Origin of the sequence: Pseudomonas marginalis, from assembly GCF_024169655.1 — a bacterium.
GTDB classification, from domain to species: Bacteria; Pseudomonadota; Gammaproteobacteria; order Pseudomonadales; family Pseudomonadaceae; genus Aquipseudomonas; species Aquipseudomonas paraveronii.
Genome location: NZ_JALJWV010000001.1, coordinates 6,342,575 through 6,368,991 on the forward strand (window position 1 = coordinate 6,342,575; position 26,417 = coordinate 6,368,991).

Annotated in this window: 25 protein-coding genes; 8 read left to right on the forward strand and 17 right to left on the reverse strand. The window is 62.0% G+C overall.

The annotated features are described in order from the left end of the window. Positions 1-4 precede the first annotated feature (4 nt). The 3 genes from J2Y83_RS29390 to J2Y83_RS29400 all read left to right on the forward strand — a co-directional run bounded on the left by J2Y83_RS29390 (position 5) and on the right by J2Y83_RS29400 (position 3,817). Positions 5-883, forward strand: a complete 879-nt coding sequence (locus tag J2Y83_RS29390; RefSeq protein WP_247399221.1) for an endonuclease/exonuclease/phosphatase family protein — start codon at positions 5-7, stop codon at positions 881-883. After that, positions 880-2,952 (forward strand): diguanylate cyclase, encoded by a 2,073-nt coding sequence (locus J2Y83_RS29395; RefSeq protein ID WP_253400297.1) that lies wholly within the window; start codon positions 880-882, stop codon positions 2,950-2,952. The genes J2Y83_RS29390 and J2Y83_RS29395 overlap by 4 nt, the downstream gene beginning before the upstream one ends. An 88-nt stretch (positions 2,953-3,040) precedes the next feature. Further along, positions 3,041-3,817, forward strand: coding sequence for an N-acetylmuramoyl-L-alanine amidase (locus tag J2Y83_RS29400; protein ID WP_247403443.1), 777 nt, complete (start codon positions 3,041-3,043; stop codon positions 3,815-3,817). Between the two features lie 3 nt (positions 3,818-3,820). Here the strand turns inward: J2Y83_RS29400 and J2Y83_RS29405 are convergent, their stop codons facing one another. Both J2Y83_RS29405 and algB read right to left on the reverse strand, forming a co-directional pair. Continuing rightward, on the reverse strand, positions 3,821-5,608 hold the full coding sequence (locus J2Y83_RS29405) for an ATP-binding protein (RefSeq protein WP_253400298.1): 1,788 nt from the start codon (positions 5,606-5,608) through the stop codon (positions 3,821-3,823). Positions 5,609-5,618: 10 nt separating this feature from the next. After that, positions 5,619-6,965, reverse strand: coding sequence for a sigma-54-dependent response regulator transcription factor AlgB (gene algB / locus J2Y83_RS29410; RefSeq protein ID WP_253400299.1), 1,347 nt, complete (start codon positions 6,963-6,965; stop codon positions 5,619-5,621). A gap of 376 nt (positions 6,966-7,341) precedes the next feature. Here algB and J2Y83_RS29415 point away from each other — a divergent pair, with 376 nt between their 5' ends. The 5 genes from J2Y83_RS29415 (at position 7,342) to J2Y83_RS29435 (ending at position 11,732) form a co-directional block, all read left to right on the forward strand. Further along, a complete protein-coding gene (locus J2Y83_RS29415; RefSeq protein ID WP_253400300.1) occupies positions 7,342-7,632 on the forward strand; it encodes a hypothetical protein in 291 nt (96 codons plus the stop codon). A gap of 78 nt (positions 7,633-7,710) precedes the next feature. Further along, complete coding sequence (locus J2Y83_RS29420; protein ID WP_084378456.1) at positions 7,711-7,875, forward strand: DUF1328 domain-containing protein; 165 nt, start codon at positions 7,711-7,713, stop codon at positions 7,873-7,875. Between the two features lie 2 nt (positions 7,876-7,877). Beyond that, positions 7,878-8,345 carry an inhibitor of vertebrate lysozyme family protein gene (locus J2Y83_RS29425; RefSeq protein WP_253400301.1) on the forward strand — a complete coding sequence of 156 codons (468 nt, stop codon included), beginning with the start codon at positions 7,878-7,880 and terminating at the stop codon, positions 8,343-8,345. Positions 8,346-9,075: 730 nt separating this feature from the next. Beyond that, entirely contained in the window at positions 9,076-10,407 is a 1,332-nt protein-coding gene (gene gltP / locus J2Y83_RS29430; protein WP_253400302.1) for a glutamate/aspartate:proton symporter GltP, read from the forward strand. A 95-nt stretch (positions 10,408-10,502) separates the two neighbouring features. Beyond that, a complete protein-coding gene (locus tag J2Y83_RS29435; protein ID WP_253400303.1) occupies positions 10,503-11,732 on the forward strand; it encodes a nucleoside recognition domain-containing protein in 1,230 nt (409 codons plus the stop codon). Positions 11,733-11,850: 118 nt separating this feature from the next. Here J2Y83_RS29435 and J2Y83_RS29440 read toward each other — a convergent pair whose 3' ends face one another. From J2Y83_RS29440 to J2Y83_RS29510, 15 genes are all read right to left on the reverse strand, one after another. Then, positions 11,851-12,462, reverse strand: a complete 612-nt coding sequence (locus tag J2Y83_RS29440; protein ID WP_253400304.1) for an ABC-type transport auxiliary lipoprotein family protein — start codon at positions 12,460-12,462, stop codon at positions 11,851-11,853. Further along, positions 12,459-13,397 carry an MlaD family protein gene (locus J2Y83_RS29445; RefSeq protein ID WP_253400305.1) on the reverse strand — a complete coding sequence of 313 codons (939 nt, stop codon included), beginning with the start codon at positions 13,395-13,397 and terminating at the stop codon, positions 12,459-12,461. Before J2Y83_RS29445 ends, J2Y83_RS29440 begins: the two co-directional genes overlap by 4 nt. Position 13,398: 1 nt before the next feature. Then, positions 13,399-14,202 carry an ABC transporter ATP-binding protein gene (locus J2Y83_RS29450; protein WP_253400306.1) on the reverse strand — a complete coding sequence of 268 codons (804 nt, stop codon included), beginning with the start codon at positions 14,200-14,202 and terminating at the stop codon, positions 13,399-13,401. After that, positions 14,199-15,347: an ABC transporter permease gene (locus J2Y83_RS29455; RefSeq protein WP_253400307.1), complete on the reverse strand. Its 1,149-nt coding sequence runs from the start codon at positions 15,345-15,347 to the stop codon at positions 14,199-14,201. The genes J2Y83_RS29450 and J2Y83_RS29455 overlap by 4 nt, the downstream gene beginning before the upstream one ends. Before the next feature lie 54 nt (positions 15,348-15,401). Continuing rightward, positions 15,402-16,433: a DUF5924 family protein gene (locus J2Y83_RS29460; RefSeq protein WP_253400308.1), complete on the reverse strand. Its 1,032-nt coding sequence runs from the start codon at positions 16,431-16,433 to the stop codon at positions 15,402-15,404. A 70-nt stretch (positions 16,434-16,503) separates the two neighbouring features. Continuing rightward, a complete protein-coding gene (locus J2Y83_RS29465; RefSeq protein WP_253400309.1) occupies positions 16,504-17,886 on the reverse strand; it encodes a M16 family metallopeptidase in 1,383 nt (460 codons plus the stop codon). A 57-nt stretch (positions 17,887-17,943) separates the two neighbouring features. Then, positions 17,944-19,602 carry a Na/Pi cotransporter family protein gene (locus J2Y83_RS29470; protein WP_253400310.1) on the reverse strand — a complete coding sequence of 553 codons (1,659 nt, stop codon included), beginning with the start codon at positions 19,600-19,602 and terminating at the stop codon, positions 17,944-17,946. A 211-nt stretch (positions 19,603-19,813) separates the two neighbouring features. Beyond that, positions 19,814-20,581 (reverse strand): TerC family protein, encoded by a 768-nt coding sequence (locus J2Y83_RS29475; protein WP_253400311.1) that lies wholly within the window; start codon positions 20,579-20,581, stop codon positions 19,814-19,816. A gap of 64 nt (positions 20,582-20,645) precedes the next feature. Beyond that, the gene (locus J2Y83_RS29480; RefSeq protein WP_253400312.1) at positions 20,646-21,953 is read right to left on the reverse strand and encodes a CitMHS family transporter; all 1,308 of its coding nucleotides are present in this window, start codon (positions 21,951-21,953) and stop codon (positions 20,646-20,648) included. 292 nt (positions 21,954-22,245) lie between these two features. Next, on the reverse strand, positions 22,246-24,207 hold the full coding sequence (locus J2Y83_RS29485; protein ID WP_253400313.1) for a DUF7844 domain-containing protein: 1,962 nt from the start codon (positions 24,205-24,207) through the stop codon (positions 22,246-22,248). Further along, on the reverse strand, positions 24,204-24,524 hold the full coding sequence (locus J2Y83_RS29490) for a DUF2388 domain-containing protein (protein WP_247403113.1): 321 nt from the start codon (positions 24,522-24,524) through the stop codon (positions 24,204-24,206). The genes J2Y83_RS29485 and J2Y83_RS29490 overlap by 4 nt, the downstream gene beginning before the upstream one ends. 26 nt (positions 24,525-24,550) lie before the next feature. After that, the gene (locus J2Y83_RS29495; RefSeq protein ID WP_253400314.1) at positions 24,551-24,859 is read right to left on the reverse strand and encodes a DUF2388 domain-containing protein; all 309 of its coding nucleotides are present in this window, start codon (positions 24,857-24,859) and stop codon (positions 24,551-24,553) included. Positions 24,860-24,965: 106 nt separating this feature from the next. After that, a complete protein-coding gene (locus J2Y83_RS29500; RefSeq protein ID WP_253400315.1) occupies positions 24,966-25,286 on the reverse strand; it encodes a DUF2388 domain-containing protein in 321 nt (106 codons plus the stop codon). A 159-nt stretch (positions 25,287-25,445) separates the two neighbouring features. After that, a complete protein-coding gene (locus J2Y83_RS29505) occupies positions 25,446-25,628 on the reverse strand; it encodes a DUF1127 domain-containing protein (protein WP_253400316.1) in 183 nt (60 codons plus the stop codon). 262 nt (positions 25,629-25,890) lie between these two features. Next, positions 25,891-26,106, reverse strand: a complete 216-nt coding sequence (locus J2Y83_RS29510) for a DUF1127 domain-containing protein (protein ID WP_099236514.1) — start codon at positions 26,104-26,106, stop codon at positions 25,891-25,893. Positions 26,107-26,417: the final 311 nt, after the last annotated feature.

Sequence of the window (26,417 nt, forward strand, 5' to 3'; positions counted from 1 at the left end):
TGCCATGCGTCGCTGGGGTACCGAACGCGTTGTCGGCCTGCATGACCCACAGGTCAACGAAGCTCACCTGGAATCCACAGGCCTGCCGGCGGACAGCCGCCTGCGCCTGCTCAGCTTCAATATCCAGGTGGGCATCAGTACCGAGAAGTACCGGCACTACCTCACCCGTGGCTGGCAGCACTTGCTGCCCCACAACGGGCGGGCCGGCAACCTGCAGAAGATCGGCGACCTGTTGGGCGACTTCGACCTGGTCGCCCTGCAGGAAGCTGACGGCGGCAGCATTCGCTCGGGCTACATCAACCAGGTGGAACACCTGGCCCAGTTGGGCGCGTTTCCCTATTGGTATCAGCAACTCAATCGCAACCTCGGGCGCCTGGCGCAGCACAGCAATGGCGTGCTTAGCCGCCTGAAGCCATCGGCTATCGAAGATCACCCATTGCCTGGCCCCAAGGGCCGTGGCGCGATCCTCGTGCGTTTCGGCGAAGGCCCGGAAGCCCTGGTGGTGGTGATGATGCACCTGGCACTCGGGGGGCGTACCCGCAACCTGCAGTTGGCCTACGTGCGTGAGTTGATTGGCGGCTACAAGCACCAGGTGCTGATGGGTGACATGAACACCCATGCCACCGACCTGCTGCAGAATTCCCCGTTGCGTGACCTTGGCTTACTGGCGCCGCAAGTCGAAGCCACGTTCCCCAGTTGGCGCCCGCAACGCTGTCTTGACCATATCCTGCTTAGCCCGACCCTCACGCTTGAAAGCGTGCAGGTGTTGGCGCAGCCCATCTCCGATCACCTGCCGGTCGCGGTGGAGATTCGTCTGCCGGGTTCGCTCACGGCTGATGCATTGCCCGCGTTGAGCCCCGGCCCTCGCGGACCCCTTGCATGAGCGACGAAGCCCAGCGCTGGAAAGAGAAATACCTCAAAATCATCGAGCAACAAGACACGCTCGAACGCCGCTGGGCTGCCCGCCTCGACCTGCTGCGCCGAGGGTTGGTGCGCAGTACGTTGGCCGCTGAAGGCACCGACCGCGCGGTTGATCAATGCATGAAGGAAATGCGCGACGCCGTGCGCACCGACGACATGGATGCCGCCCTCGCTGCGTTGCTGCCGCGCCTGGAAAAAGCCGTACTGGATTCGGAGCAGCGTCGCGAAACCCGGATTGACCAGATGAGCACCGCGCTCGCGGCCCTGGTTGCGCAGTTGCAGAAACTGCCGCTGCCCCGCGAGGTGGCCCGCCCGTTGAAAACCTTCGCCAAGCAGTTGGATAGCCGCGTAGGTCAGGCGCGCGAGATCCCACTGTTGCTCAGTGAGCTGAGCAGCCTGCAAGGGCAGGCGTTGAATAACCTGGAGCCGGACGGCGAAACCCCGCGCCCCGGCCCCGGCCTGCTGCAACGCCTGTTTGGCGCCAAGGATGTCGCGAATGAAGCTCCGGCCGGCGAGCCCGCGCCGCCGTCTGCTCCGCCATCTTTACCGCCGCCCGCCGCCTCCAGGCCGGCGCCCGAGCCCGAGCCCGTCGCCGAAGAGCCGGCGCAGCCTGACGAATTAGCCCAGGCCCTGCGGGCGTTCGCGCCGTTGCCGCAAGGCTCGGCTTCGCCCCAGCCGGAACCCGTAGCGCCGGCCAAGGCGGTCGAGATCGTGACCCCCTCCGTTGCCGTCGAAGCCGCGCCACGAACTGCGCCGATCGCCCAGCCGGTCGAAGTGGCGGAGCCCGAGGCGCCTTCGGTCGAGGCGCAAGAGCCGGCCCCCGAAAGCGCACTCGCTGCGTTTATCGAAACACCGCCGGTCCAGGTCGATGCGCCGCCGCAAACCGTCATCGGCAGCCTGTCACTGCCGCCCGTGCAGGAAGTGCCGGACCCGGACGAGTTGCAAGCGGACTCGGTCTACGCCCTGCCCGATTCGCCGGAGCCGTCCTACAGCTCCGTGGCCAAACACATTGAAGACACCTTACTTGGCCTGCTGGAAGACCTGTCCCTGCCCGAGCGACACCGGCCCCAGGCCGAAGCCATGCGCGAACGCCTGGCCCATGGTTTGAACTGGTACGAACTGCTGCCGATCCTCGACGATCTGGCCACGCTGATGCTGGCGATCACCGACAGCGGCCAGCATGAGTTCGAGGCTTACCTCAAGCAGCTCAACGAACGCCTCGAAGCGTTCCAGGGCCATCTGCAGATGGCCAGCGAAGGCTATGCCGACAGTCGCTCGGCCGCCCGGGAGCTGGACACGCAAATCCGTGAACAGGTCGACGGCCTGCAAAGCAGTGTGCAGGACGCCGCCGACCTGGACAGCCTCAAGCAGGTCCTGGAAAGCCACCTTGAAGGCCTGCTTGGCACCATGGACCAGCACCAGCAGCAGCGTGACCAGCGCGAGCAGGAAGTGGCGGAGCGTTTGAAAGGGCTCGCGGAGCGCGTCGCCAATATGGAACAGGAGGCCCAGGGGTATCGCGATCACCTGGAAGTGCAGCGCCAGAAAGCCCTGATCGATCCGCTCACCGACTTGCCCAACCGTGCGGCCTGGAGCGAGCGCCTGGACCATGAGGTCAACCTCTGGCATCAGCGCGGCAATAGCCTGTCGCTGGCAATGCTGGACCTGGATCACTTCAAGCGTATCAACGACGGCTACGGGCATCTGGCCGGCGACAAGGTGCTGAAAATCATCGCCACCGTGCTGCGCAAGCGCCTGCGCCCCGGCGACTTCATTGCGCGCTTCGGCGGCGAAGAGTTTGTGTTGCTGATGCCCGACTCATCCCTGGCGAACGCCCTGGCCGCTGGCGAGGCGTTGCGAACGGCGATTGAAGTCTGCCCGTTCCATTTCAAGGGCGAGCCGGTGACGATCACGGTGTCGATGGGCGTGGCACAGTTCCAGCCCGGCGAGCGCAGTGACCTGGTGCTCAAGCGCGCCGACGAGGCGTTGTACCGGGCCAAGGCGGCGGGACGTAACCGGGTGCAAGCGGCCTAAAAGATGTTCCATTTTGTAATTTGACGTTCGGGCCACAAGCGGTACGTTACACTGTTGCATTATCGTCTTCAGCGTAACGTAATCCGCCATGAAATCCGTGTACTTCGCCTTTATGTTCCTCCTGCTCACCGGCTGCGCCAGCGGCCCGCGCCTGGATACCAGCCACCCCTCGGCCAACCACGACAACCGCGTGCAGTTCGTGGTTGTCCATTACACCTCAACCAACCTTGAGCGCTCCCTGGCGCTGCTGACCCATGGTCAGGTCAGCAGCCATTACCTGATCGGCGACGACGCTTCGGGCACTATCTACAAGCTGGTGGATGAAAGCCAGCGCGCCTGGCATGCGGGGGAAAGCGAGTGGATGGGGCGCACCTGGCTGAACTCCAGCTCCATCGGGATCGAGATCGTCAACCCAGGGTTTCGCGACACGCCGACGGGCCGTGTGTGGTACCCGTACTCCGAAGCTCAGGTGCAATCGCTGGAGGTGTTGCTCAAGGACATCAGCACGCGCAATGGCATTGACCCCAAAAACATCATTGGTCACAGCGACATCGCGCCGCTGCGCAAGCTGGACCCGGGGCCGTTGTTTCCGTGGAAGCGCCTGGCCGAGAAGGGCTTGGGCGTCTGGCCCGACGCGCAGGCTGTGGCGCGCTACCAGGCGCAGTACGCCACGGATCTGCCGAGCATCACCTGGTTCCAGGAAGCGTTGGCGCACCTGGGCTACCAGACGCCGCAGACCGGTGAACTGGACGTCGCCACGCGCCATGTGATCGCGGCGTTCCAGATGCACTTCCGCCCTGCGCTGTTCGATGGCACGCCGGATGCCGAGAGTGCCGCGATCCTGCGCGCCCTCGACCGGCGTTAATCGCTACAGCGGTAACGCCATATAGAACTGCGTGCCCTGCCCCGGCCGTGAATACACGCCCATGCGGCCGCCATGCAGTTGCACGATCTCCTTGCACAGCGCCAGCCCCAGGCCGGCGCCGCCTTTCTTGCGGCCCACCTGCACGAAGGGTTCGAAGATGCGTCCCTGCTGGCCATAGGCGATACCTTCGCCGTTGTCCTCGACGCTGATAATCACCCGCTCGCCATGACGCCGCGCCTGCAGGCGGATCTGCCCGCCTTCGGCGGTGTGGCGCAGGGCGTTGCCCAGCAGGTTGTCGAGCACGCGTTCCAGTTGCACCTGATCGGCATACAGTCGGGGCAGGTCGGGCTGAGGCTCTACCAGTAGCTCGATGTGTTGCGCGTTCGCCGGCTCGGCGAAGCGCGCACGCGCATGCTCCAGCAGGTCGGTGACATCGCACGGGCCGAGGGTGAGTTTTTGCATGCCGTTCTGGTAGCGCGAAAAGTTGAGCAGGTCGTTGATCAACTGCATCAGGCGCTGCATTTCTTCATTGACCGTATCCAGCAGGTCCGCTTCACGGGATTCCGCAGGAAACTTCGCGCGTTCGCGGAACAAGCCGAAGGCCATGTGCATGCCGGTCACCGGCGTGCGCAATTCGTGGGAGGCGCGCAACACGAACTCGCTGCGTACCCGCTCAAAGGCACGCTGCTCGGTGACGTCATGTAGCACCATCACTGCGCCGAGGATATGCCCCTGGGTGTGGCTTACCGGCGTCAGGCTGTAGGTCAACAGGCGCAGTTCGCCCTCGACTTCCACCTCCAGGTCGTCCGGCGCCCGCTCCAGGTTGCCGCCGCGCAGCACCAGTTGCAGTTGATCGTCCATTTCCGGGCGACCCAGCGCATCGCCCAGGCCCTGGCCGAGACGTTCCTCGTCCCAGCCCAACTGGCGCTGTGCGACGGGGTTGAGGTGCTCCAGGCGGCCTTGCCGGTCAATCATCAACAGGCCGTCGTCGATACTGTCGAGCACCGCTTGCAGGCGCTGCTGGCCCGCCAGCAGCTCATCGACATTGGTTGCCTGATGCTGGCGCAAGGCTTCGGCCATGATGCCGAAGCGTCGGGTCAGTTGGTTCATTTCCGCCGCTGAAGAAATGGGCAGGGTCACTTCGAAATCACCTTGCCCGATCTTGTCGGCGGCCTTGGCCAGCGCTTCGATCGGCCCGCCAAACCGTCGGGCGATGCCATGGGCGGTAATAAAACCGATGATCAGCACCGCGAGGCCTACCAGCCCCAGCAGCCCGGCGATCAACAAGGCGCGCTCGCGGGATTTATGCTCGCTGGCGCTGATGTTTTCCAGGGCCTGCTTGTGCTCGGCGATCAGGCCGTTGCGCAGGACATTGAATGTTTCGGTGATTTTCTCTTTGCTGCCGGGCGGTGGGGACGCTTGTTGAGATTCGTCAAAAGCCGCCAGCAAGCGCTGGTAGTCGACCCGGGCCTGACTGAAACCGCTGCTATGCCCGTCGCGCTGCTCGTGGGCAATGCCTTGGTCGAGCAGCTCGAAGTAACGCTGTTCCGATGCTTGCAGTGCCTCGGGATTGGGGCGTTGTTCGAGCATCATCATCAACTGGTCGCCCAGGCTCTGGCGCAGCTTGAGTCCCAGGTCGAGGGTGATGAAGTTACTGCGAATCGATGACTCCTGGGTCTTGGCCATCTGCATCACGCTGACCAGCCCCAGGATCAACCCCAGCAGGGCGACGGTGATCAGCGCGGAGATACTCAGGAATAACCGAGTGCGCAGTGTCATCGCTAACTTCATAAGGTACAGCTCACAGGTTGTACTGTTTGCGTTTGCGGTACAGGGTCGACGCGTCGATGCCCAGGGTGCGGGCAGCCTGATCCAGGGTGTCGCTGGTGGCCAGTACGGCGCCGATATGCGCTTTCTCCAGTTCGTCCAGGCTCAACGCCGCCCCGATACGGGGTGCATTGTGGGTCGGCTGTTCGGCCATTCCGAGGTGGCTGATTTCGACCTTTTCCTGCGGGCAGATAATGCTCGCGCGTTCCACTACGTTGCGCAGCTCGCGGATATTGCCCGGCCAGCGGTAGTTGAGCAGCGCTTCGCGCGCTTCATCGCTGAAGCCCCGCGCCGGTCGGGCGTATTCCTTGACGAAGCGGGCGAGGAAGCGGTCGGCCAGGGCCAGGATGTCTTCGCTGCGTTCGCGCAGCGGCGGCAGGTGCAAGGTGATCACGTTGAGGCGGTACAGCAAGTCTTCGCGGAAGCGGCCGTCGCGCACCATGTCTTCGAGATTCAGGTTGGTGGCTGCAAGGATGCGTACATCGGCGCGCCGGGTGACCGGGTCGCCTACGCGCTCGTATTCCTTGTCCTGGATAAAACGCAGCAACTTGGGCTGCAGAGTGAGGGGAAAGTCGCCGATCTCGTCGAGAAACAGCGTGCCGCCGTCCGCCTGGTTAACCCGGCCCAAGGTGCTTTCGCTGGCACCGGTGAAGGCACCGCGGCTATGGCCGAACAGTTCGCTTTCCATCAACTCCGCCGTCAGCGACGGGCAGTTGATGGTGATGCAGGATTTTTTCGCGCGCTTGCTCCAGCCGTGAATGGCGCGGGCCAACTCGCCTTTACCGGTGCCGGATTCGCCGAGGATGAGGATGTTGGCGTCAGTCCCGGCCACTTGGCGCGCAGTTTCCAGCACCGCCATCATCGCCGGGCTGTGGGAGTCGAGGCCGTCTTTCGGTTGGCGCACTTCGCCTTCCAGTGCTTCCAGGCGCGCGGAGAGCTGGCGCACTTCCAGCTGTTTGGCGGTAGCCAGGCGCAGCTGGTCGGGGCTGCACGGTTTGACCAGATAATCAGCCGCGCCGGCTTGGATCGCATCCACGGCGGTGTCGACGGCGGAATGCGCGGTCACAATCACCACGCGCATCCACGGCGCCTGGATACGCATCTGCGCCAACACATCCAGGCCGTTGTCCTCGCCCAGGCGCAGGTCGAGGAAGCACAGGTCGAACACCTGGCGTTGCATCAGGGTATCGGCCTGGGCGGCGCTGTTGGCGGTGGCTACGGTGTAGCCCTCATCTTCCAGGCAATAACGGAAGGTACGAAGGATCGCGGATTCGTCGTCCACTAAAAGAACGCGGCCTTGAAGTTCCTTGGCTGATTCCATTTGTCCCGCGCTCCTGAATATGAATGATGGTGTTTAGTCCCGGAATAATCGGGCAAGTTGCATGGTTCATTCTGATTGATAAAACGCAACGTCGTGCAGCTATCTACGTGCATCCCTACAAGGCCCGCGCCTGCTGGCGTTTTCATGCCTTCTTGCCACTTCGGCAGTGCGCTATTGGCTTTCTATCCGCCGATCCGACCACTGGTGATCGTGCATTTCGCACGGCGCCTAGGTGGTCATCGTGCAGGATGCTGGGCTTTGCGTTGATCAGATATATTTAACTGATTGATTTTATTGAGTTTTATTTTGTAAAAAAGCTGGCATGCCCTCTGCAATAGCTCTCCTAACGAATAATCAAAATGCGGGAGAAAGCAGCATGACTCGCCAAAGCCTCGCTCAACTGTGTGTATCGCCAGTGCGCTTGCAACAAGGCCTGTTCGCCAGCCTGGCCCTGATGGTCACGTTGATTGGCGGCCAGCAGTTGCAGCATTGGCAGCAGCAGACCCCGCATTTCGAACGTCCGGCTATGGCCCAGACCCACTTTCGTTCCATTGATAGCCGTTCCGTTGGCAGCGTCTCTGCCGATGTAACCGTTCCCCAACTGCGGATGGTTGACCAGGCGTCTGCCCTGGGTGAACTGCCATCCCAGGAACGTTGGGTGTTCTAGGCAACAAAAGATCGCTTGAGTTGAGCGATTGCACGGCAGTACCGCCGTCACCCCTAAAAAAGCGTAAGGAGAATCACCATGTTGAGTTGGGCAATCACATTTCTGATCATCGCCATTGTGGCTGCAGTCCTGGGCTTCGGTGGTATCGCGGGCACCGCCACGGGGATCGCCAAGATCCTGTTTGTGGTCTTCCTGGTGATGTTCATCGTTTCGTTCTTCTTTGGTCGTCGCGGCCGAGGCTGAATATGACCACTTTGTCTCTCAACGCTATGGCTGCCGTCCTGCTTCTGGGCGGCAGCGGTTTGGTGATGGCCGCTAACGACGGTCAGACCCGGGCCAACGAATTGCTCAGCGCAGACCCGCAGTACCGTGAAACGTGGCAAGGCGTGGTGAAGAAAGAAGAGCGCCTGCCGGAATGGGTCATGAACCTGTCCGGCACGGCCGAGCAAATGAATGCCGTTGAAGAAGATGGCGACAAGTACTTGGTCGGGCCTCTCTGCGAAACCGCAGACACCTGCCTGAACAAGCGCCTGATCGTCGCCTTCAGTTATGACAAGGAAGATGCCTACGCCATGTTGGTGGAAGTCCCGGCCGGCCTGCCGGCGGACAAGTCTCCAACGCGTCACGCCGATTACCGGTTTATCGGTAAGCCGGATGCAGGCATGCAAAAGCTGCTGATGGAGCAACTGAAGAAAGATCCGAATTGGTACTAGGTTCCGTCTGACGCATCTGTCGTCTGCGGGGCCGGCGTCCATAGAAAGAAGCCCGTGCGCTTCTTTCTGTTTGCATCGCTCGCCAAGGGTGATGCATGACCAGGGGGCCGGGTTGCTCTGATCCGTCGAGATCGGCGTGACCTACGGGTACAGGGAGTGCCTGCGCAAGGGCCGGGTCAGGTGAAAAGCTGCGACGCAAGTTCACACGCTCTCGAGCTTGCTGGACTTGCGGCGGGCTTATGACGTTCATCCCCCGCCTCTCATACTGCCCATAGCCGAGAATCTGCTTTTTGCCCGCGCCTAACCATTACTGGGTATGTCGTGGCGACCATCTATCGAGAAAATTTCGTTCGCGCTATAGGACATTTCAGACAACAGCCCCCTGAATACACAGGCATTTTTGCGAATGCCTTCAGCGTGTCCTGAATCTCTAAGCGAGCCTGATTTGACCGGTTCACGGCATATTCGCCGGGCAAAATGTCGCATTTGAACTGACCGTTCGGTCAGTTATTATGAAAAAAAGCCATGCCGATTCGGCATAGGGTAGGCGTTTACGGCATTAGACGTCGCCCCCTTGCATGGGAATAGTTGCGCCTTTTTTCGCCTGCCAGTAAGCCATTTCGGCCATGCGGCGGTGACTTTCTACGGAGGCAGATGCACACACTTTTTCGCTTCCGAGCGTTGCAGCTGGCGCATTTGCCTTAAGTTCACTTGAAGTAAGGGTAATGACATGAAGAAGGCAAAGCTAAGCCTCGCCTGGCAGATCCTCATCGGTTTGGTGCTGGGGATCGCAATCGGCGCCGTGCTCAACCATTTCAGTGCTGAAAAGGCCTGGTGGATCAGCAACGTGCTGCAGCCGGCGGGCGATATCTTTATCCGCCTGATCAAGATGATCGTGATCCCGATTGTGATTTCCTCGCTGATCGTCGGCATTGCCGGTGTAGGCGATGCGAAAAAGCTCGGTCGAATCGGCGTCAAAACCATTCTTTACTTCGAGGTCGTCACCACCATCGCCATCGTGGTCGGCCTGTTGCTGGCCAACCTGTTCCACCCTGGCACGGGCATCGACATGAGTTCCCTGGGTACGGTGGATATCTCCAAGTACCAGGCGACTGCGGCGGAGGTGCAGCATGAACATGCGTTCGTCCAGACCATCCTCAACCTGATCCCGTCGAACATCTTTGCCGCCGTCGCGCGTGGCGAGATGCTGCCGATCATCTTCTTCTCCGTGCTGTTCGGCCTGGGCCTGTCGAGCCTCAAGCCTGAGCTGCGCGAGCCGTTGGTGACGATGTTCCAGGGCGTGTCCGAGAGCATGTTCAAAGTCACCCACATGATCATGAAGTACGCGCCTATCGGTGTGTTCGCGCTGATCGCGGTGACCGTCGCCAACTTCGGCTTCGCCTCTCTGCTGCCATTGGCCAAGCTGGTGATTCTGGTTTACGTCGCCATCCTGTTCTTTGCCTTTGTGATCCTGGGCCTGATCGCACGCCTGTTTGGCTTCTCGGTGATCAAGCTGATGCGCATCTTCAAGGATGAGCTGGTGCTGGCCTACTCCACCGCCAGTTCCGAAACCGTGCTGCCGCGGGTGATCGAGAAGATGGAAGCCTACGGCGCGCCGAAGGCCATCTGCAGCTTCGTGGTGCCGACCGGTTATTCGTTCAACCTCGATGGTTCGACTCTGTACCAGAGCATCGCGGCGATCTTTATCGCGCAGTTGTATGGCATCGACCTGTCGGTCGGCCAGCAACTGATGCTGGTGCTGACCCTGATGGTCACCTCCAAAGGCATCGCCGGTGTCCCGGGTGTGTCCTTCGTGGTGTTGCTGGCCACCCTGGGCAGCGTGGGCATTCCATTGGAAGGCCTGGCGTTCATTGCCGGTGTCGACCGCATCATGGACATGGCGCGTACCGCCCTCAACGTGATCGGCAACGCCCTGGCTGTGTTGGTCATCTCCCGTTGGGAAGGCATGTACGACGATGCCAAGGGCGAGCGCTACTGGAACTCCCTGCCGCACTGGCGCACCAAGCAAGTGTTGCCGGTCGGCGAGGCCAGCCGCGGCTGAGGTCTGCCTGATGCGCACAAACCCCGGGAAATCCGGGGTTTGTCGTTTCTGTCAGCCCCGCTATCATTCGCCCCATCTTTCGGGGGATTCAACTGATGCTCAATGGCCTGTGGCTTGGCTTCTTTGTCGTGGCAATGGTGTCAGCACTGGCGCAATGGCTGGTCGGCGGTAACGCCGGGATTTTTGCGGCGATGGTGGAAAGCATTTTCGCCATGGCCAAATTGTCGGTGGAGGTCATGGTGCTGTTGTTCGGCACGCTGACGTTATGGCTGGGCTTTTTGCGCATCGCCGAAAAAGCCGGGATCGTCGACTGGCTGGCCAAGGCCCTCGGCCCACTGTTTCGTCGGCTGATGCCGGAAGTGCCGGCCGGCCACCCGGCCATCGGCTTGATCACCCTCAACTTCGCTGCCAACGGCCTGGGCCTGGACAACGCTGCCACGCCCATCGGCCTGAAAGCCATGAAAGCGTTGCAGGAACTCAACCCGATCCCCAATACCGCGAGTAACGCGCAGATTCTGTTCCTGGTGCTCAACGCGTCCTCGCTGACGCTGTTGCCGGTGACCATCTTCATGTACCGCGCCCAGCAAGGCGCAGCCGACCCGACGCTGGTGTTTTTGCCGATCCTACTGGCCACCAGCGCATCGACCCTGACGGGCCTGCTCTCGGTGGCGGTGATGCAGCGCCTGCGGCTGTGGGACCCGGTGGTGCTGGCCTATTTGATCCCGGGCGCATTGGTGCTGGGCGGCTTCATGGCGGTGCTGGCGACCTTGTCCGCCACGGCGCTGGCCGGGTTGTCGTCGATCCTTGGCAACCTGACGCTGTTTGGCCTGATCATGCTGTTCCTGCTGGTCGGCGCGTTGCGCAAGGTGAAGGTGTACGAGGCGTTTGTCGAAGGGGCCAAAGAGGGCTTCGACGTCGCCAAGAACCTGCTGCCGTATCTGGTGGCGATGCTCTGCGCGGTGGGCGTGTTGCGCGCATCCGGTGCGCTGGACTTTGGCCTGGAAGGCATTCGTCATGTGGTCGCCTGGACCGGCATGGACACGCGCTTCGTCGACGCGTTGCCGACGGCGATGGTCAAGCCGTTCTCCGGCAGTGCCGCGCGGGCGATGTTGATCGAGACCATGCAGACCCAGGGCGTCGACAGCTTCCCGGCGTTGGTGGCGGCGACGGTTCAGGGCAGTACCGAGACCACCTTCTATGTATTGGCGGTGTATTTCGGCTCGGTGGGCATCCAGCGGGCAAGGCATGCGGTGGGTTGTGCGTTGCTGGCGGAGTTTGCCGGTGTGGTGGCGGCGATTGCGGTGTGCTACTGGTTCTTTGGTTAAGGCTTGGATGGCTATCGGGGGCAAGTCGAATCGTCGCACCGCCCCTCCCACATTTGACCGTATTCATCCTGACAAAACGCGGTTAAATGTGGGAGGGAGCTTGCTCCCGATGAGGCCCTCAGCGTTTCGGCGCAGTGTTGCCTTGCACCACCACCCAATCCACCACCTGCTTGTTCAACTGATCCCCCGCCAGCCCAAACCCGGCCACCACCGCTGGCACTTTGTTGTCGCTGACCGGCTGGCGCACTTCAAACCGTCGGCTCGCAATGATCCGCTGATCACTCCCACGCACCAGCCGCGCATCCAGGCGAATCACCACTTCCACCGCGCTGTCGCGGTATTCGCTCTGGAACGCCTGCAATTGCCCGCCCAGCTCGTAGTCGGCCTGCAGGTTGGTCTCGTCGCTGCTCAGCAACGTCACCCGGCCATCGCGCTGGAAGCCGTCCATGAAGCGGTTGCGTAGCAGCACCGGTGCCGAGTCGCTCCAGCGTGAGTTGGCGTAGCTGCTGATCAGATCACCCCGGGGCACCACGGCAATGCGCGAGCTGTCGAGGAACTCGCTGGTCTGCGGCTTGGTCACGCGCAGCGACCAGGCTACCGGCGCCGCTTGGGCGGCCGCCGGGGCCGAGGCCAGGCGGTAGACGTCTGACGGGTTGGGACTGGGCAGGATCGAGCACGCGCCGATCAGCACCAGCGCCACGGGGGCGATCAGTTGGTAAGCACGCTTCATGGCGTGAACTCCTTGTTCTTGTCGCTGCCCAGCAGGTAACCGCTGGGGTTGGCTTCCAGGCGGCGGGAGATGGCGCGCAGCGAACCGAGGGTTTCGCGCAGTTCGCGCACGGCCGGCGCCAGTTCGTTGAGGCCCTGCATGCCGCTGTTCACCGCGTTCTTGTTATCGGTCAGCAAGGTGTTGATGGTCGCAGTGCTTTGCTCAAGGGATTTCATCGCCTGCTCGGCGCTGCCGAAGACCTGCCTGCCTTGATCGTTGAGCAGGCCGTTGGCATTGCGCATCAGCGCGGTGGTCTGCTCGAGGGCGGCACCGGCCTGCTTGCTGACCTGCATCAGTTGCTGCATCACCACTTTGATATCGCCGCGCTGGTCGGCAATCGCGCCGGTGGTTTGTTCCAGATGGTCCAGGGTGTTGCTGATGCGCTCGACATTCTGCGCGGAGAACATGTCGTTGGCGTTGTGCAGCAGCAGGTTGATGCTGGTCATCAGGTCGTTACTGTTGTTCAGCAACCGCGCAATAGGTGATGGCGAGGCGATGATCTCCGGCAGGTCGCCGCCCTTGCCTTTGAGTGTCGGGCTTTGCGGTGTGCCGCCGCTGAGCTGGATGATCGAGGTGCCGGTGATGCCGGTCAGGGCCAGCTTGGCCTGGGTGTCTTCCTTGATCGGCGTCTGCCCGGAAAGGCGGATGCGCGCGAGCACGCGGCGCGGGTCTTTGGGGTCCAGGCGCAGGCTGATGACATCGCCCACCTTGATCCCGCTGTACTGCACCGAGCTGCCCTGGGACAGGCCGCTGACCGCTTCGTTGAAAATCACTTCGTAGTCCTGGAACGCGGTGTCGACGCTGGACTTGGCCAGCCACAGGCCAAACAGCATCGCGCCGACCACCACAATCACGCTGAACAGACCGATCATCACATGATGGGCTCGGGTTTCCATGTCATACCTCGTTGAGCGGTTGAGCGGCATCCAATGCCGCGCGGCCCCGGGGGCCGTGGAAATATTCGTGAATCCAGGCGTCGTCGGTTTCCGAGACGACATCGATGGCATCGGCCACCAGCACTTTCTTCTGCGCCAGCACCGCGACGCGGTCGGTGATGGTGTACAGCGTGTCCAGGTCGTGGGTGACCAGGAACACGCTCAGGCCCAGCGCATCGCGCAGGGTCAGGATCAGTTGGTCGAATTGCGCGGCGCCGATCGGGTCGAGCCCGGCGGTGGGTTCGTCGAGGAACAGAATGTCCGGGTCCAGCGCCAGGGCACGGGCCAGGGCCGCGCGCTTGATCATGCCGCCGGACAGCGACGCCGGGTATTTGTCGGCCGCCGACAGCGGCAACCCGGCCAAAGCCAATTTGACTGCGGCCAGGTGCTCGGCGTCGGCGCGGCTCAGGCCGGCGTGTTCGATCAGCGGCAGCGCGACGTTCTCGGTCACCGTCAGCGAGGAAAACAGCGCGCCCTTCTGGAACAGCACGCCAAAGCGCCGTTCCACCAGCGAGCGCGCCTGCTCCGGCAGGTTCGACAAGTCCTTGCCGAATACCCGCACCTCGCCTGCGCTGGGCCGACGCAGGCCGACGATGCTGCGCAACAGCACCGACTTACCGCTGCCGGAGCCGCCAACCACGGCGAGGATTTCGCCCTTGTACAGATCCAGGTCGAGGTTTTCGTGCACGCTCTGGCTGCCAAAGCGATTGCACAGCCCACGGACTTCGATCACCGCCTCGCTGGGCGCTCGGTGTAGGCGACTCACCAGCCCATCTCCATGAAGAACAACGCGGCGACCGCATCGAGCACGATCACCACAAAGATCGATTGCACCACGCTGGAGGTGGTATGGGCGCCGACCGACTCGGCGCTGCCGCTGACCTTGAAGCCTTCCAGGCAACCAATGGCGGCGATCAGGAAGGCGAAGAACGGCGCTTTCACCATGCCCACCAGGAAATGCTTCACACCAATGTCCGACTGCAGCAGCGAGAGGAACATCGCCGGCGAAATATCCAGGGTCAGCGCACACACCACCCCGCCGCCGACAATCCCCGAGAGCATCGCCAGGAACGTCAGCATCGGCAGCGACACCAGCAGGGCCAGCACGCGGGGCAAGACCAGCAGCTCCATCGGGTCCAGGCCCAGGGTGCGGATGGCGTCGATTTCTTCGTTGGCCTTCATCGAGCCGATTTGCGCGGTAAAGGCACTGGCGGTGCGGCCGGCGATCAGGATCGCGGTCAGCAAGACGCCGAATTCCCGTAGGAAGGAGAACGCCACCAGGTCCACGGTGAAAATCGTCGCGCCAAAGCTCTTGAGCACCGTGGCGCCGAGGAACGCCACCACGGCGCCCACCAGAAACGTCAGCAAGGCGACGATGGGCGCGGCGTCGAGGCCGGTCTGTTCGATATGCGCAACCATCGGCGTCACGCGCCAGCGTTTGGGCCGGAAAATGCTGCGGGCAAAGGTTTCAAGGATCAGGCCGATAAAGCCCAGCAGCTTTTTGCTGTCCAGCCACACCGCATCCACCGCGGCGCCGATGCGCGCCAGCACCTGGATGCCGGTGGCCTCTTCCGGGGCTTTTTCCGGTACGCAGAAATCGTTCAGGGAGCGGTAGACGGTCTTGAGCAGTGCGCGGTCGGCGGCGGACAGGCTGCAGTCGGTTTGCTCGGCGGATTGCTCGATACGCTCCGGACCCAGCAGCTCCACCAGCAGTGAGGCGCCGGCTGTGTCGAGGGCGCCGAGGCCATTGAGGTCGACGCGGGCACCGGCGTCGTATCCGCCGTCGAGCTTGTCCGACAGTTTCTTCAGGTTTGTGTAGTGGGCAAGCGTCCAGTCCCCCGTAATCCTGAGTAACGGGGGGGCGGTGGACGTATCGAGGTGGGCTGTGCCGGCCGAGGTACGAGTGGTCATAAGCTCCGAGCTTGTCTGGCTATCCACAATGCCTACGTAATAGCACGATACAGCCTACTTTGGGTTGTCCGTTTGTGCTGTGTCAGTCACTTTGAAACGCAGCACACCGATCACCTGCCCGTCTTCGGTCAGCACCCGGACTTGCCAGCGCCCCACGGCGTCGGCCGGGAAGTTCTGCTTGTGGGTCCAGGCGCGGTAGCCTTCTTTGCGCCCGCCGTGGATATCCAGGGCTATGCGGTCGACCTCCTTGCCGTTGAATTTCCACACATGGTAGATCCGCTCCTCCAGCCCGCGCGGGGCGTTGATGGCGGTATAGGCGTACAGCCCGCCGCCGCGCAGTTGGGCGGCGCTGACTTCTTTGAGATCGTCGCCTGGCGTGCGGTCTTGCAACTGGGTGCTGATCGCCACTTCAGTCATCCACAAGGTGGCCGGTGGCACCCAACTGCGTAGGAACCATCCGGCGCAGCCAATGGCGGCAGTGACCCCGAGCAGCATCGCCCAGCCTTTGAGACTGCGCAGCGGCAGGCTCACGGCCAGGCTCGGGATCGACAAGGCCATGGCCACGCCAAGGGCCAGCTTGTAACTCTCGGCAGTGGTCAGGTGCAGGATGATCGGCAGCGCGGTGAGCAGCGCGGCGAACAGGGTGAAGGTGTGCAAGGCGAGGAACAGCGAGCGTTTGGGCGCCAGCCACTTGTAATACAGCGGGTCGGTGATCGACACCAGCGCCGCCGCGCCGAGCAGCCCGGTGAAGATCGATTGGCCGCTGTTCCAGGCGGTGGTGATGAAAAAGAACGGCAGCACAAAAAACAGACTTTCCTGGTGGATCATCTGGGTGGCGTAACGCAGCAGCGGTTCGGGGATTTCGCGCTTGAAGACTTTGGTGAACAGCTGGGTAAAGCTGTTTTCCAGCATCAGCCACAACCAGCTCACCAGCATGATGACCGCGATCCAACTGGCCATGCCCTGCTGGCGGTCCACCAGGATGAAGCTGCTCACCCCCGAGATGAAGCCGCCGAGTGCGATCACCCCTGGGTAGCGTTTCATCAGTTCGAGGATGCGCTGGATGTAGTGGTTCAGGTTCGGCATTCGGCGGTCACAGTCTTTGTAAGAAAAATCTCCGACAGAATAACGCCTTAGCCCTGGGTGCGGTGCCTCATTACGCGTTTCGTTTGCGATAACTGCGCACGCCGATCAATACAATCGTGATCAGCCCGAGCACTCCGGCGCCGATCCCGTTCAGCAGGTCGTAGCTCAGCAGCGGTTTTTCGATGCGCCAGTAGCCCGGCTGCTTGAATAGCTCGCGCATGGCCTGGTTGGTTTGCGCCAGAGTCACGGCCTTGATGCGTTTGACCGGGTCGCTGAAGTGGCCGTTGTCGTAGTCGCCCGAGGCGCTCCAGTAATAGTCGGCCAGCGCGCTGTTGCCCTGCACGGCCCAGGCCTGGCGCGCGATGGTGGCGTGTTGGAGGCGGGCGAATGCCGCCGGGTCGAGGCCGTCCTTGAGCAGTTGGGCCTTGAGGTCTTGCAACACCTGTTCGGCTTCGGGGAGGGTTTCCCGTTCGAGGTCGGCATTCAGGCTGAGGAAACCGACGCCGCCGAGCACTTCGCGTTCGCTCCACGGGCCGTAGGACAAGCCGTGCTTGAGGCGCAGTTGGCGATACAGCGCCCAGTCGAGGTAGTCCTTGAGCAGGTCGTAGGTTTCGTCATGCTGCTCGTCGAGCACCGGCTCGGGGAACAGCCAGTGCAGTTTGGCGCCGTTGCCGACCCAGCCATGGATCAGGTCGCGACGGCTGGCAGCGGCGTGCTGGATTTCCGGCAGGGCCAAATGCTCGGTCGGCTCGACCGGGACGAGTTGGCCATAGGTGCGTTCCAGGTAGGCCGGCAGCAGCTTGTCGAGGTCGCCGACGATGATCAGCGTCATGTTGTTGGGGGCGTACCAGTTTTTACGCAGTTGCTCCAGTTGGTCGCGGGTCAACTGGTTGACCTCGGCGCGTTCGGCGCACTTGAGGCCCAGTTCGACCGCCAATTGGTTGCTGGCGGTGTGGCCCAGGTCCTGGCGGTCCAGCAGGCGTTGCAGGTGCGAGTAATGGCCGCCGTCTTCGCGCTCGACTACCTGCTTGGCCGCGTTGATATGGGCGTCGGTCAGTTCGGTGCGGGTGAGGATCGCCCGTAGCAGGTCCAAGACCTTGCGCTGGTTTTGCGCGGGCGCCTCGATCACGAAGGTGGTGTCGGCATTGCTGGTGTAGGCGTTCCATTCGCCGCCCAGGGCTTGCATGCGTTCTTCGAGGTCGCCTTCGCCGCCGCCGTCGATACCGCTGAACAACAAGTGTTCGAGCAGGTGCGGCAGTTCCTTGTCTTCGCAACGGAAGTCATCCAGGCCCACACCGACCACCAGGCGAATGGCAACATGCCCGCGTTCGGTGCCCGGCTTGAGCAGTAATTGCAGGCCGTTGGGCAAGGTGTAGCCTTCGACTTGCAGGCGGTCAAAGGCAAGGGCGTGTACAGAGCCCATGAGCAGGCAGGCGAATAACAGGCGACGCATAACTGGCTTCCTGGCGAGTGAGGTCAGTGTTAACTGACTTCACTGGCCGTCTTACGTTCAGGGCGAATGTGTGATGTCGGCAATATCTTCGGCGGAGAGCGCGCCGATGTCGGACGTTTCCAACACTGCATAAGCACTGCTGCAAAACAACGAGTTCAAGCGTTTCATGTCGGCAATCAGTTCCAAATGCAGGGAGCTGGTCTCCAGGCTCTGCACGATCTTGCGTTGCAGGCGGCTGACGTGGGCGTGTGCCAGGCGGCGCTCCTGGGCGCGGAAGCGGCGTTTCTCGCGCAGCAACTGGCGCGCGCTTTCCGGGTCGGCACTGAGGAACACCGACAGGCCCAAGCGCAGGTTGGCGATCAGTTGGCTGTGCAGGCCGGTGAGTTCTTCCAGGCCCACTTCGGAGAACTGGCGCCGCTGGGAGGTTTTCTGCTGCTGGACTTTGCGCAGCATGCGTTCGATCAGGTCGCCAGCCAGTTTCAGGTTGATCGACAGCTCGATGATCTCGGCCCAGCGGCGGTTGTCCTGTTCGCTGAGGTCTTCGCGAGGCATTTGCGCCAGGTAGAGTTTGATCGCGCTGTAGAGCGCCTCGACGTCGTCGCTGAGGCTGCGCATTTCCTGGGTGATGGCGGTCTGTTTGCCGCGCAGCACTTCGAGCATCGCGGTGAGCATGTTGTCGATCAGGTCGCCCAGGCGCAGGGTTTCCCGCACTGCGTTGGCCAGCGCCAGGCTTGGCGTGGCCAGGGCGGCGAGGTCCAGGTGGCGCGGCGTGGCCTTGCCGTTGGCCTCTTCCCGTTCGGGCAGCAACCACGCGCAGACCCGGGCCATCGGGCCGATGCTCGGCAGCAGGATCAGGCAACGACTGACGTTGTAGAGCAGGTGGAAGCTAATGACCATGCCTTGGGCGCTGTAATCCAGGCTGTCCATCCATAACACGAGCGGGTCAAGCACCGGGATGATCAGCAGCAGGCCGATCAATTTGTACAACAGGCTGCCCAGGGCCACCTGGCGTCCGGCGGCGTTCTGCATGTTGGTGCTGAGGAAGGCCAGCACGCCGCTGCCGATGTTGGCGCCGATCACCAGGCCGATGGCCACGTGCAAGCCGATCACGCCGGCGCCGGCCAGGGTGGCGGTCAGCAGTACGGCGGCGAGGCTGGAGTAGGAAATCATCGCGAACAACGCGCCGACCAGCGCATCGAGCAGGATGTCGCCGGTCAGCGAGGCGAACAGCACCTTCACGCCCTGCGCGTGGGTAATCGGCCCGGCGGCTTCGACGATCAACTGCAGGGCGAGGATGATCAGCCCGAGGCCGATCCCGACCCGACCCAATTGCCCGGCCCGTGTCTGCTTGCGCGAGAGGAAGAAGATCACCCCGAGAAAGATCAACAGCGGCGACAGCCAGGACAGGTCCAGGGTGAGCACCCGGGCCATCAGCGCCGTACCGACGTCGGCGCCGAGCATGGTCGCCAGGGCGGGCATCAGCCCCATCAAGCCCTGGCCGACAAACGATGTCACCAGCATGGCGGTGGCGTTGCTGCTCTGCACCATGGCCGTCACCAGGATACCGGCGACAAACGCCAGCCAGCGCTTGGACATGTTTTGCCCGATGACGTGGCGCAGGTTGGAACCGTAGACCCGCAGGATGCCGGTGCGGACGATATGCGTGCCCCAGATCAGCAGGGTCACGGCGGAAAGCAGATTGAGCAAGGTCAGCATGCTCGGCCCCCCGTGTGGGTGGGCTCCAACAGGAGCCAATGAGAATTGCCGCGTGCCGTTCTACGTCTTGTACTTAAGCTGTAGTTGGCGAATGGGCTCTGCGCCAGCATCGCATAGCTAAAGTCGGGATTGAAACAAAACTGTCATGAGATCAATTTTTTGCAGATGAAAAAATGGGGCGCGAACGCCCCATTTCAGCAGCGGATCAAGGTTATTGACCCGGAATGTCCTTGCGCAGTTTCACAGGGTCCTGCTGTTTCTTCTTTTTCGCGATGGCGGTGCGCATCTTGATGTTCACCACTTCCACCGCCAGCGAGAACGCCATGGCGAAGTAGACGTAGCCTTTAGGTACATGCACGTCGAAGGATTCGGCGATCAGCACGGTACCCACCACCACCAGGAACGACAGCGCCAGCATCTTCAGCGACGGGTGCTTGTCGATGAAGTCGCTGATGGTGCCTGCTGCCAGCATCATCACCATCACCGCGACCACGATCGCCGCGATCATCACCGGTACGTGGGACACCATGCCGACGGCGGTGATCACCGAGTCCAGGGAGAACACGATGTCGATGATCGCGATCTGGATGATGGTGTAGATGAACTTGCCACCGGTGCCTTTGGGTTCTTCGTGGGTTTCGTCTTCACCTTCCAGGGCGTGGAACATCTCCTGGGAGCTTTTCCACAGCAGGAACAGGCCACCGAAGAACAGGATCAGGTCGCGCCCGGAAATGCCCTGGCCGAAGACCACGAACAGATCGTCGGTCAGGCGCATGACCCAAGCGATGGACAGCAGCAACAGGATACGCGTGACCATGGCCAGGGCCAGGCCGAAGAACCGGGTGCGCGCCTGCATATGCTTGGGCATGCGGCTGACCAGGATCGAAATCATGATGATGTTATCGATGCCCAGGACGATCTCAAGGGCCGTCAGGGTGAAGAAGGCAATCCAGATTTCCGGATTGGTCAGCCATTCCATGTGTATTCCTTTAAGCAAGTGTTAAACCGCGCCAGCTGCAGCGCCGCGCGGCGAGTCGGCAGGATTATAGAGTGCTGAACAGCGGAAAAATCCCCATCAGCAACGCGGCGAACATTATGCACAGGCAAACCAGCACTGCCCACTTCAGGGTGAAGCGCTGGTGATCGCCGAACTCGATACCGGCCAGGGCCACCAGCAGGTAAGTCGACGGCACCAGCGGGCTGAGCAAGTGTACGGGTTGGCCGACGATGGACGCACGGGCCATTTCCACGGCGGTGATGCCGTAGTGGCTGGCGGCTTCGGCCAATACCGGCAGTACGCCATAGTAGAACGCATCGTTGGACATGAAGAAGGTAAACGGCATGCTCACCAGCGCGGTGATTACTGCCAGGTAAGGGCCCAGGGCGTCGGGAATGACCGCCAGCAGGCTCTTGGACATGGCGTCGACCATGCCGGTGCCCGACAGGATGCCGGTGAAAATCCCCGCAGCGAAGATCAGCCCCACCACGGCCAGTACGCTGCCGGCATGGGCGGCGACGCGGTCTTTCTGCTGTTGCAGGCACGGGTAGTTGACGATCATCGCGATACTGAACGCCACCATGAACAGCACCGGCAGCGGCAACAGGCCGGCGATCAGCGTACACATCAGCGCCAGGGTCAGCGCGCCGTTGAACCAGATCAGCTTCGGACGGCGGGCGTCCGGGTATTGCGACACGCTGATTTCGCTGTGGTCGATCTCGTCGCCCTGCAGGTGCAGTTCACCCAGGCGCGCACGTTCGCGCTTGCCGTACATATAGGCGATCACCAGGATCGCGACCACGCCGGCGGCCATGGCCGGGATCATCGGCACGAAGATGTCTGACGGGTCCACATGCAGCGCACTCGCGGCGCGGGCGGTCGGGCCACCCCAGGGCGTCATGTTCATCACGCCACCGGCGAGGATGATCAGGCCGGCCATGATCCGCGGGCTCATGCCGATGCGCTGGTACAGCGGCAGCATGGCGGCCACGCAGATCATGTAAGTGGTGGCGCCGTCACCGTCGAGGGACACCACCAGGGCCAGCACGGCGGTGCCGACCGAGACTTTCAGCGGGTCGCCCTTGACCATCTTGAGGATCTTGCGCACGGCCGGGTCGAACAGGCCGGAGTCGATCATCAGGGCAAAGTAGAGGATGGCGAACATCAGCATCACGCCGGTCGGCGCGAGCTTGGTGATGCCTTCGAGCATCATCGGGCCGATCTTCGGCGCAAAACCGCCGAACAGCGCGAACAGGATCGGCACGATGATCAGGGCGATCAGCGCGGACAGGCGCTTGGTCATGATCAGGAACATGAACGTGATGACCATGGCAAAGCCAAGGAAAGTCAGCATAGGAATACTCCAGGCGTAGCGCGGCTAAGGAATGGCGAACCGGGTGGGGTCAGCGCAGAACGAGAGGCACGAGGTTTACGGGTGGAGTGGGGGCGAACAGGCGGGAGCGGGCGGACATCGGGAATCACCATTGTTGTTGTTAATAGCCGGTCTGTTGCCGGCAGTGGGCGCGATCCTAGACGCGTTAGCTTTCAGCCAGCTTTCGTTGATCAAACAGGTGAGGTGGAAATGACACACGGTCTCCAGGCTTGCGCAGATCAACATGTGGGAGGGCGTCAGCCCCCTCCCACATTCAGGGCAATTCGAGGCCGCCGGCGGCTTTGTGCAGTTTGCGCAGATGTTCGCCGACCTGCTTGAGGTTGGCCTCGCAGGCGGCGATTTCGGCTGAGCGTGACGGGTCCAGCAGCGCCCTCACCTCTTTGTCCAGTTCGCCGGTCAGGGATTGCAGCTGTTTCTGGCGCTCGGCGCTTTCCGATTCGAGGCGCTTTGATTCCGAGGGTTGCGGCAGGCCGTAGCCGCTGCTGCCGAGCAGTTCCGCCGGGCGACTGAGGAAGCCGCTGTTGGCGAGGATTTGTTGCAAGGTGGCGTTGGCTTTCTCCATGCCGCCGTTTTTCAGCTCGCGGGCGCCGAGGTAGCGCTGTTTGACTTCGTCCTGGGCCAGCATCAATTGTTTGCGAAAGCTCGCCTGTTCCAGCAGCAGTAGCGCGGCGCTGGTGCGCAGGTCGGCCTGGTCGAACCATTGGCGGCGCTCTTGCGCACTCAGGGACAGCCAGTCTTCGACCTGGGTCTGCTTGATCGGCAGGTGCTTGCGCAGCACGTCGAACATCGCTTGATAGCGCTCGCGGAACGAGTCGAAGTGATAGCCCAGGCGCAGCGCCTCGCGCTTGTCGTTCAATACGCTGGTGTCGGCCAGGCCGCGCGCCTGCAGGACCTCCAGCAGCCCGTTGGGCGTGATGTTGTCCAGGCCGGTCAGTTGCGGGTTGGCGCTGCCGCTGCGCAACAGTTTCAGGCCTTCGACCGCGCAGTTGTTGGACAGGAAGAAGTAGTTGCCGTCGTAGCTCCAGTGCATTTCAGCCGCGTGCTCGACGGTGTCCTCGATCTCTCGGCGCGACAGTTTCAGCGGCACCGAGGCGAGGCCGCGCAACTCGGTCTTGGTGTACTCGTCGATGACCTGGGCCAGCGGTAACACGAACAGTCGTGACGGGTACTTGCCCACCAGGCCATCCCAGCTCGACAGCTGTACGTCACCGACAAAGGCGCGGTAGGACAACACCAGATGCTGGTCCAGATCCAACCGACAGTCCGGGCCGCGAGGGCGACCGGGTGCGCAGATCACCAGGCGCAACATGCTGTGGCCCCAGCGACTGACCAGGTTCTGGTTGGCTTCGGCGAGCAGGTAGTCGATTTCGTAGACCCGTTCCGGGTCGACATGGCCCAGGGGCGTCTTGGCGAAATCGTTGCCGGCGTTGAGGAAGGCGTAGGTCTTGGCGCAGGTGTCTTGCTCGGGCGGCGCCCAGCCAAAGTGTTCCTTGTAATAGCGGAACAGCGCGGGGCGGCGGCAGGCGTAGCTCGGGTCGAGGAGGAAATACTCCATGTTGACCGCGACGAACTCCAGCGGGCTGCTGGTTTCGTAGAGGTCCGGGCTGCGCGCGATCTGGCGGTTGTGCTGCTCGCGTTCACCGCGGCGGCCGACGTATTGCGGCCAGCCGGCGAGGTCCAGCAGGCGTGGGTCGTCGCTGAAGGTGAAGCGGCGGTCGTTCTGGCCACGGCATTGATCGGGCAGGCCGATCAGGCCGGTGATGCTGTTCTGGCGGCTGCAACGGCGGATCAGCGTGCGCTCGTCGCTGGGCCACAGGCGCGCACGGTCGTAGATGTGGGTCAGTTCATGCAGCACGGTGGCGAGCATTTCCCGGCGCACGGTGCCGTGGGGGCGGTTGGTCTTGCGGGTGGCGGCGCTGCCGTCGGTCAGGCTGGCGAGCAGGTTGCGGTTCAGGTCCAGTTCGGACACCAGCGAGGCCTGGCCGTAGGCGTTTGCGGGCATCTTGTCGGTCCAGCCGACATCGATGCGCCGGTCCAACTGCTCGATAAAGCGCGGCGGCAGTGAGCGCAACGCTTCATCGATCAACGCCTGGCTGGCCTGCTGTTCGGCTGGGCTCAACCCTTCGGTTATGAGCCGCAGTTGCAGGCTGGCCTGGGCTACGCCGGCACACAGCAGCAGAGCCCCGGCCAGGAGCCAGGCGTTGAGACGCCTCACAGCGCGAGAATGGCTTCGGCGAGGGTCTGGTCGCTGGCATCACGGGCTTCCGGCACGCGGGTGCGCAGGGTGTCGAAGGCGGCTTCGAGCTGCGCGCCACGGATCTCGCCGTTGGTGGCGACGAAGCTGGCGGCGTCATCGTGGGCTTCGCGCACGATCTTGGAGTCGCGGATCGAGGTGGTGGTGTCCGAGGTGAAATCAATGGTGCGCCCGGAGGCGCGCACGATGATGTTACTGGTGGCCTTCAAGGTCTGCGCGTGGGCGACATCGGTCAACAACAGCAGGCCGAGAGCGGCGGCGATCAGCGGGCTACGCATGGAATGACTCCGAAATACAAAGATGGTTATTGGACGAGAATTGCTTGCGCCAGTTCAAGGTCACTGGCGTTTAGTTTTGGTTGGCTGCGGCGCAGACGATCCAGCGCTGATTCCAGTCGAGCCCCCCGCCATCGGCCGTCAGTGGCAATGAATGCGGCGGCATCATCCTGGGCGGCCAGTACCCACTTTCTGTCGAACGGCGCGGAGGTCACTTTGCTGGTGGCATACGCGCTCACGACCGTGCTCTGGGTGGACAGATCAAAGGCCGAAGCCAATGCTGACCAGCAGGCGGAAAACATCACAGGAACGATTAACAGGCGGTATGAAAGAGCCATGGGACTCGACAACTGAAAGCGAGCGCCAAGGCTAGCGCAATGCCCGGGCGAGAGCCAGCGCCGAGGCATCCGGGAGCGGCTGGCGCTGCCTTGTCCCGCCCTGTTATCAGATGGCCAGAATGGCTTGGGCCAGTTGCGCGTCTGTTGCGACGTTCAGTTGTGGCGCTTGCTGGCGGATCTGCGCGAGGGCGCTTTCCAGTTTGACGCCGCGAATGGCACCGGCACTGGCGACAAAGCTGGCGGCGTCGTCACGAGCGGCACGCACGACCTTGTTGTCACGCAGGGAGGACGTGGCATCGGAGCTCGCATCGGAGGTGGCTTTCAGCGCGCCGACGATGGAGTCGGTGGTGACGATGAAGCTGGACGCGTGGGCGTTGGCGGCGAAGGCCAACAGGGTGGCGGCACTCAGCAGGCGAAAACGGGACATGGGGTGACTCCTGTAGATGAACAAATAAGGTCGCGCAAAGCGGCCCCTGTGAAACGGATGTGGATGCCATTGGGCATCAGACGCCCGTTCTACACGGTTCGCTACGTGGTGAGCGGATATTAAGCCGCGGCCTGTCCATTCGAAAAGCGCCTTGACTGTCTAGTCACGCCAGAATGGCTTGGACAGCTCGACCAGGCGCTCGCCGGGGCTGATACCCGCGTCGGACAGCTCTCGCAGGTCGAGTTGGGCCAGTTGGTGGCGCTCGCGGGCCTGTTGCCGCCATCTGGCGAGCGTAGCGGCAGTGCGACGTAACAACGAGGTGCGCGGGGTCGGTGGGTTCATGGGGAGCGCCTTTCATGGTGTTTTTGGAAGACCATGTTGAGCGGATCGTTTCGACCGATACAGATACACCGATGTTTAATTGTACTGCTTAATTGTTATATTTATTAAACTGTACTGGTTGATCTGCAAGCTATCTGTTCGGGGGCAAAAACACCCAAGCCCAGAAACAACAAAGCCCACCTCCGGTTACCCGGGGCGGGCTTTGCTTAACGAATCAGGTTGCTGGCTGTGGACCCGTCAGGTCAGGGCCAGCGAGCGCCTATTAGCGCCAGAACGGCTTGCTCAGCTCTTCGTAGCGTTGTGCTTCGCTGATACCGGCGTCAGCCAGCAGACGCGAGTCCAGACGAGCCAGTTGATGGCGGCTGGAGATGCGGCGCTGCCACAACATCAGGTTGGCGATAACGCGCAGAGGCATGGAAGCCTGGGTGTTTACAGCTTTCTCTTCGAAGAACAGATCGGAACTGAGTGTACGTTCCATGATGACATCCTTCCGCTTGTGGCGGGATTAGGTAGTGGTTTAACTGATGCCAATGATCCTCCTCCCGCGCAAGACTCTCTAGATACAGTTCACCTGTATTGTGAGGGGCCAGTTAACTGTTTATGGCGGCTGTACTGTACGGAAATGGGGCAACTGTACCTGTCTGCACTGATTGGGTGCAAAATAGGCATTTTTGAAGGGGCGTGTGGGATATTTCGGTAGGAAAAGACCAGTACAGCAGTACAGTTTTTCCAAGGAGAGGGGGTGGTGCAACCGAGCTGATGAAACTGTGTGTGCATCAGCTCGGCTGT

What these genes read in the sequence shown, in the direction of transcription:
- J2Y83_RS29455 (WP_253400307.1), bottom strand. Translation starts at nt 15,347, where the DNA reads ATGACCACTCGTACCTCGGCCGGCACAGCCCACCTCGATACGTCCACC.
- J2Y83_RS29470 (WP_253400310.1), bottom strand. Translation starts at nt 19,602, where the DNA reads ATGCTGACCTTGCTCAATCTGCTTTCCGCCGTGACCCTGCTGATCTGG.
- J2Y83_RS29475 (WP_253400311.1), bottom strand. Translation starts at nt 20,581, where the DNA reads ATGGAATGGCTGACCAATCCGGAAATCTGGATTGCCTTCTTCACCCTG.
- J2Y83_RS29505 (WP_253400316.1), bottom strand. Translation starts at nt 25,628, where the DNA reads ATGAACCCACCGACCCCGCGCACCTCGTTGTTACGTCGCACTGCCGCT.
- J2Y83_RS29500 (WP_253400315.1), bottom strand. Translation starts at nt 25,286, where the DNA reads ATGTCCCGTTTTCGCCTGCTGAGTGCCGCCACCCTGTTGGCCTTCGCC.
- J2Y83_RS29465 (WP_253400309.1), bottom strand. Translation starts at nt 17,886, where the DNA reads ATGCGTCGCCTGTTATTCGCCTGCCTGCTCATGGGCTCTGTACACGCC.
- J2Y83_RS29395 (WP_253400297.1), top strand. Translation starts at nt 880, where the DNA reads ATGAGCGACGAAGCCCAGCGCTGGAAAGAGAAATACCTCAAAATCATC.
- J2Y83_RS29495 (WP_253400314.1), bottom strand. Translation starts at nt 24,859, where the DNA reads ATGGCTCTTTCATACCGCCTGTTAATCGTTCCTGTGATGTTTTCCGCC.
- J2Y83_RS29425 (WP_253400301.1), top strand. Translation starts at nt 7,878, where the DNA reads ATGACCACTTTGTCTCTCAACGCTATGGCTGCCGTCCTGCTTCTGGGC.
- J2Y83_RS29405 (WP_253400298.1), bottom strand. Translation starts at nt 5,608, where the DNA reads ATGAAGTTAGCGATGACACTGCGCACTCGGTTATTCCTGAGTATCTCC.
- J2Y83_RS29415 (WP_253400300.1), top strand. Translation starts at nt 7,342, where the DNA reads ATGACTCGCCAAAGCCTCGCTCAACTGTGTGTATCGCCAGTGCGCTTG.
- J2Y83_RS29420 (WP_084378456.1), top strand. Translation starts at nt 7,711, where the DNA reads ATGTTGAGTTGGGCAATCACATTTCTGATCATCGCCATTGTGGCTGCA.
- J2Y83_RS29400 (WP_247403443.1), top strand. Translation starts at nt 3,041, where the DNA reads ATGAAATCCGTGTACTTCGCCTTTATGTTCCTCCTGCTCACCGGCTGC.
- J2Y83_RS29460 (WP_253400308.1), bottom strand. Translation starts at nt 16,433, where the DNA reads ATGCCGAACCTGAACCACTACATCCAGCGCATCCTCGAACTGATGAAA.
- J2Y83_RS29390 (WP_247399221.1), top strand. Translation starts at nt 5, where the DNA reads ATGCGTCGCTGGGGTACCGAACGCGTTGTCGGCCTGCATGACCCACAG.
- J2Y83_RS29510 (WP_099236514.1), bottom strand. Translation starts at nt 26,106, where the DNA reads ATGGAACGTACACTCAGTTCCGATCTGTTCTTCGAAGAGAAAGCTGTA.
- J2Y83_RS29440 (WP_253400304.1), bottom strand. Translation starts at nt 12,462, where the DNA reads ATGAAGCGTGCTTACCAACTGATCGCCCCCGTGGCGCTGGTGCTGATC.
- J2Y83_RS29490 (WP_247403113.1), bottom strand. Translation starts at nt 24,524, where the DNA reads ATGCGTAGCCCGCTGATCGCCGCCGCTCTCGGCCTGCTGTTGTTGACC.
- J2Y83_RS29480 (WP_253400312.1), bottom strand. Translation starts at nt 21,953, where the DNA reads ATGCTGACTTTCCTTGGCTTTGCCATGGTCATCACGTTCATGTTCCTG.
- J2Y83_RS29445 (WP_253400305.1), bottom strand. Translation starts at nt 13,397, where the DNA reads ATGGAAACCCGAGCCCATCATGTGATGATCGGTCTGTTCAGCGTGATT.
- algB (WP_253400299.1), bottom strand. Translation starts at nt 6,965, where the DNA reads ATGGAATCAGCCAAGGAACTTCAAGGCCGCGTTCTTTTAGTGGACGAC.
- J2Y83_RS29435 (WP_253400303.1), top strand. Translation starts at nt 10,503, where the DNA reads ATGCTCAATGGCCTGTGGCTTGGCTTCTTTGTCGTGGCAATGGTGTCA.
- gltP (WP_253400302.1), top strand. Translation starts at nt 9,076, where the DNA reads ATGAAGAAGGCAAAGCTAAGCCTCGCCTGGCAGATCCTCATCGGTTTG.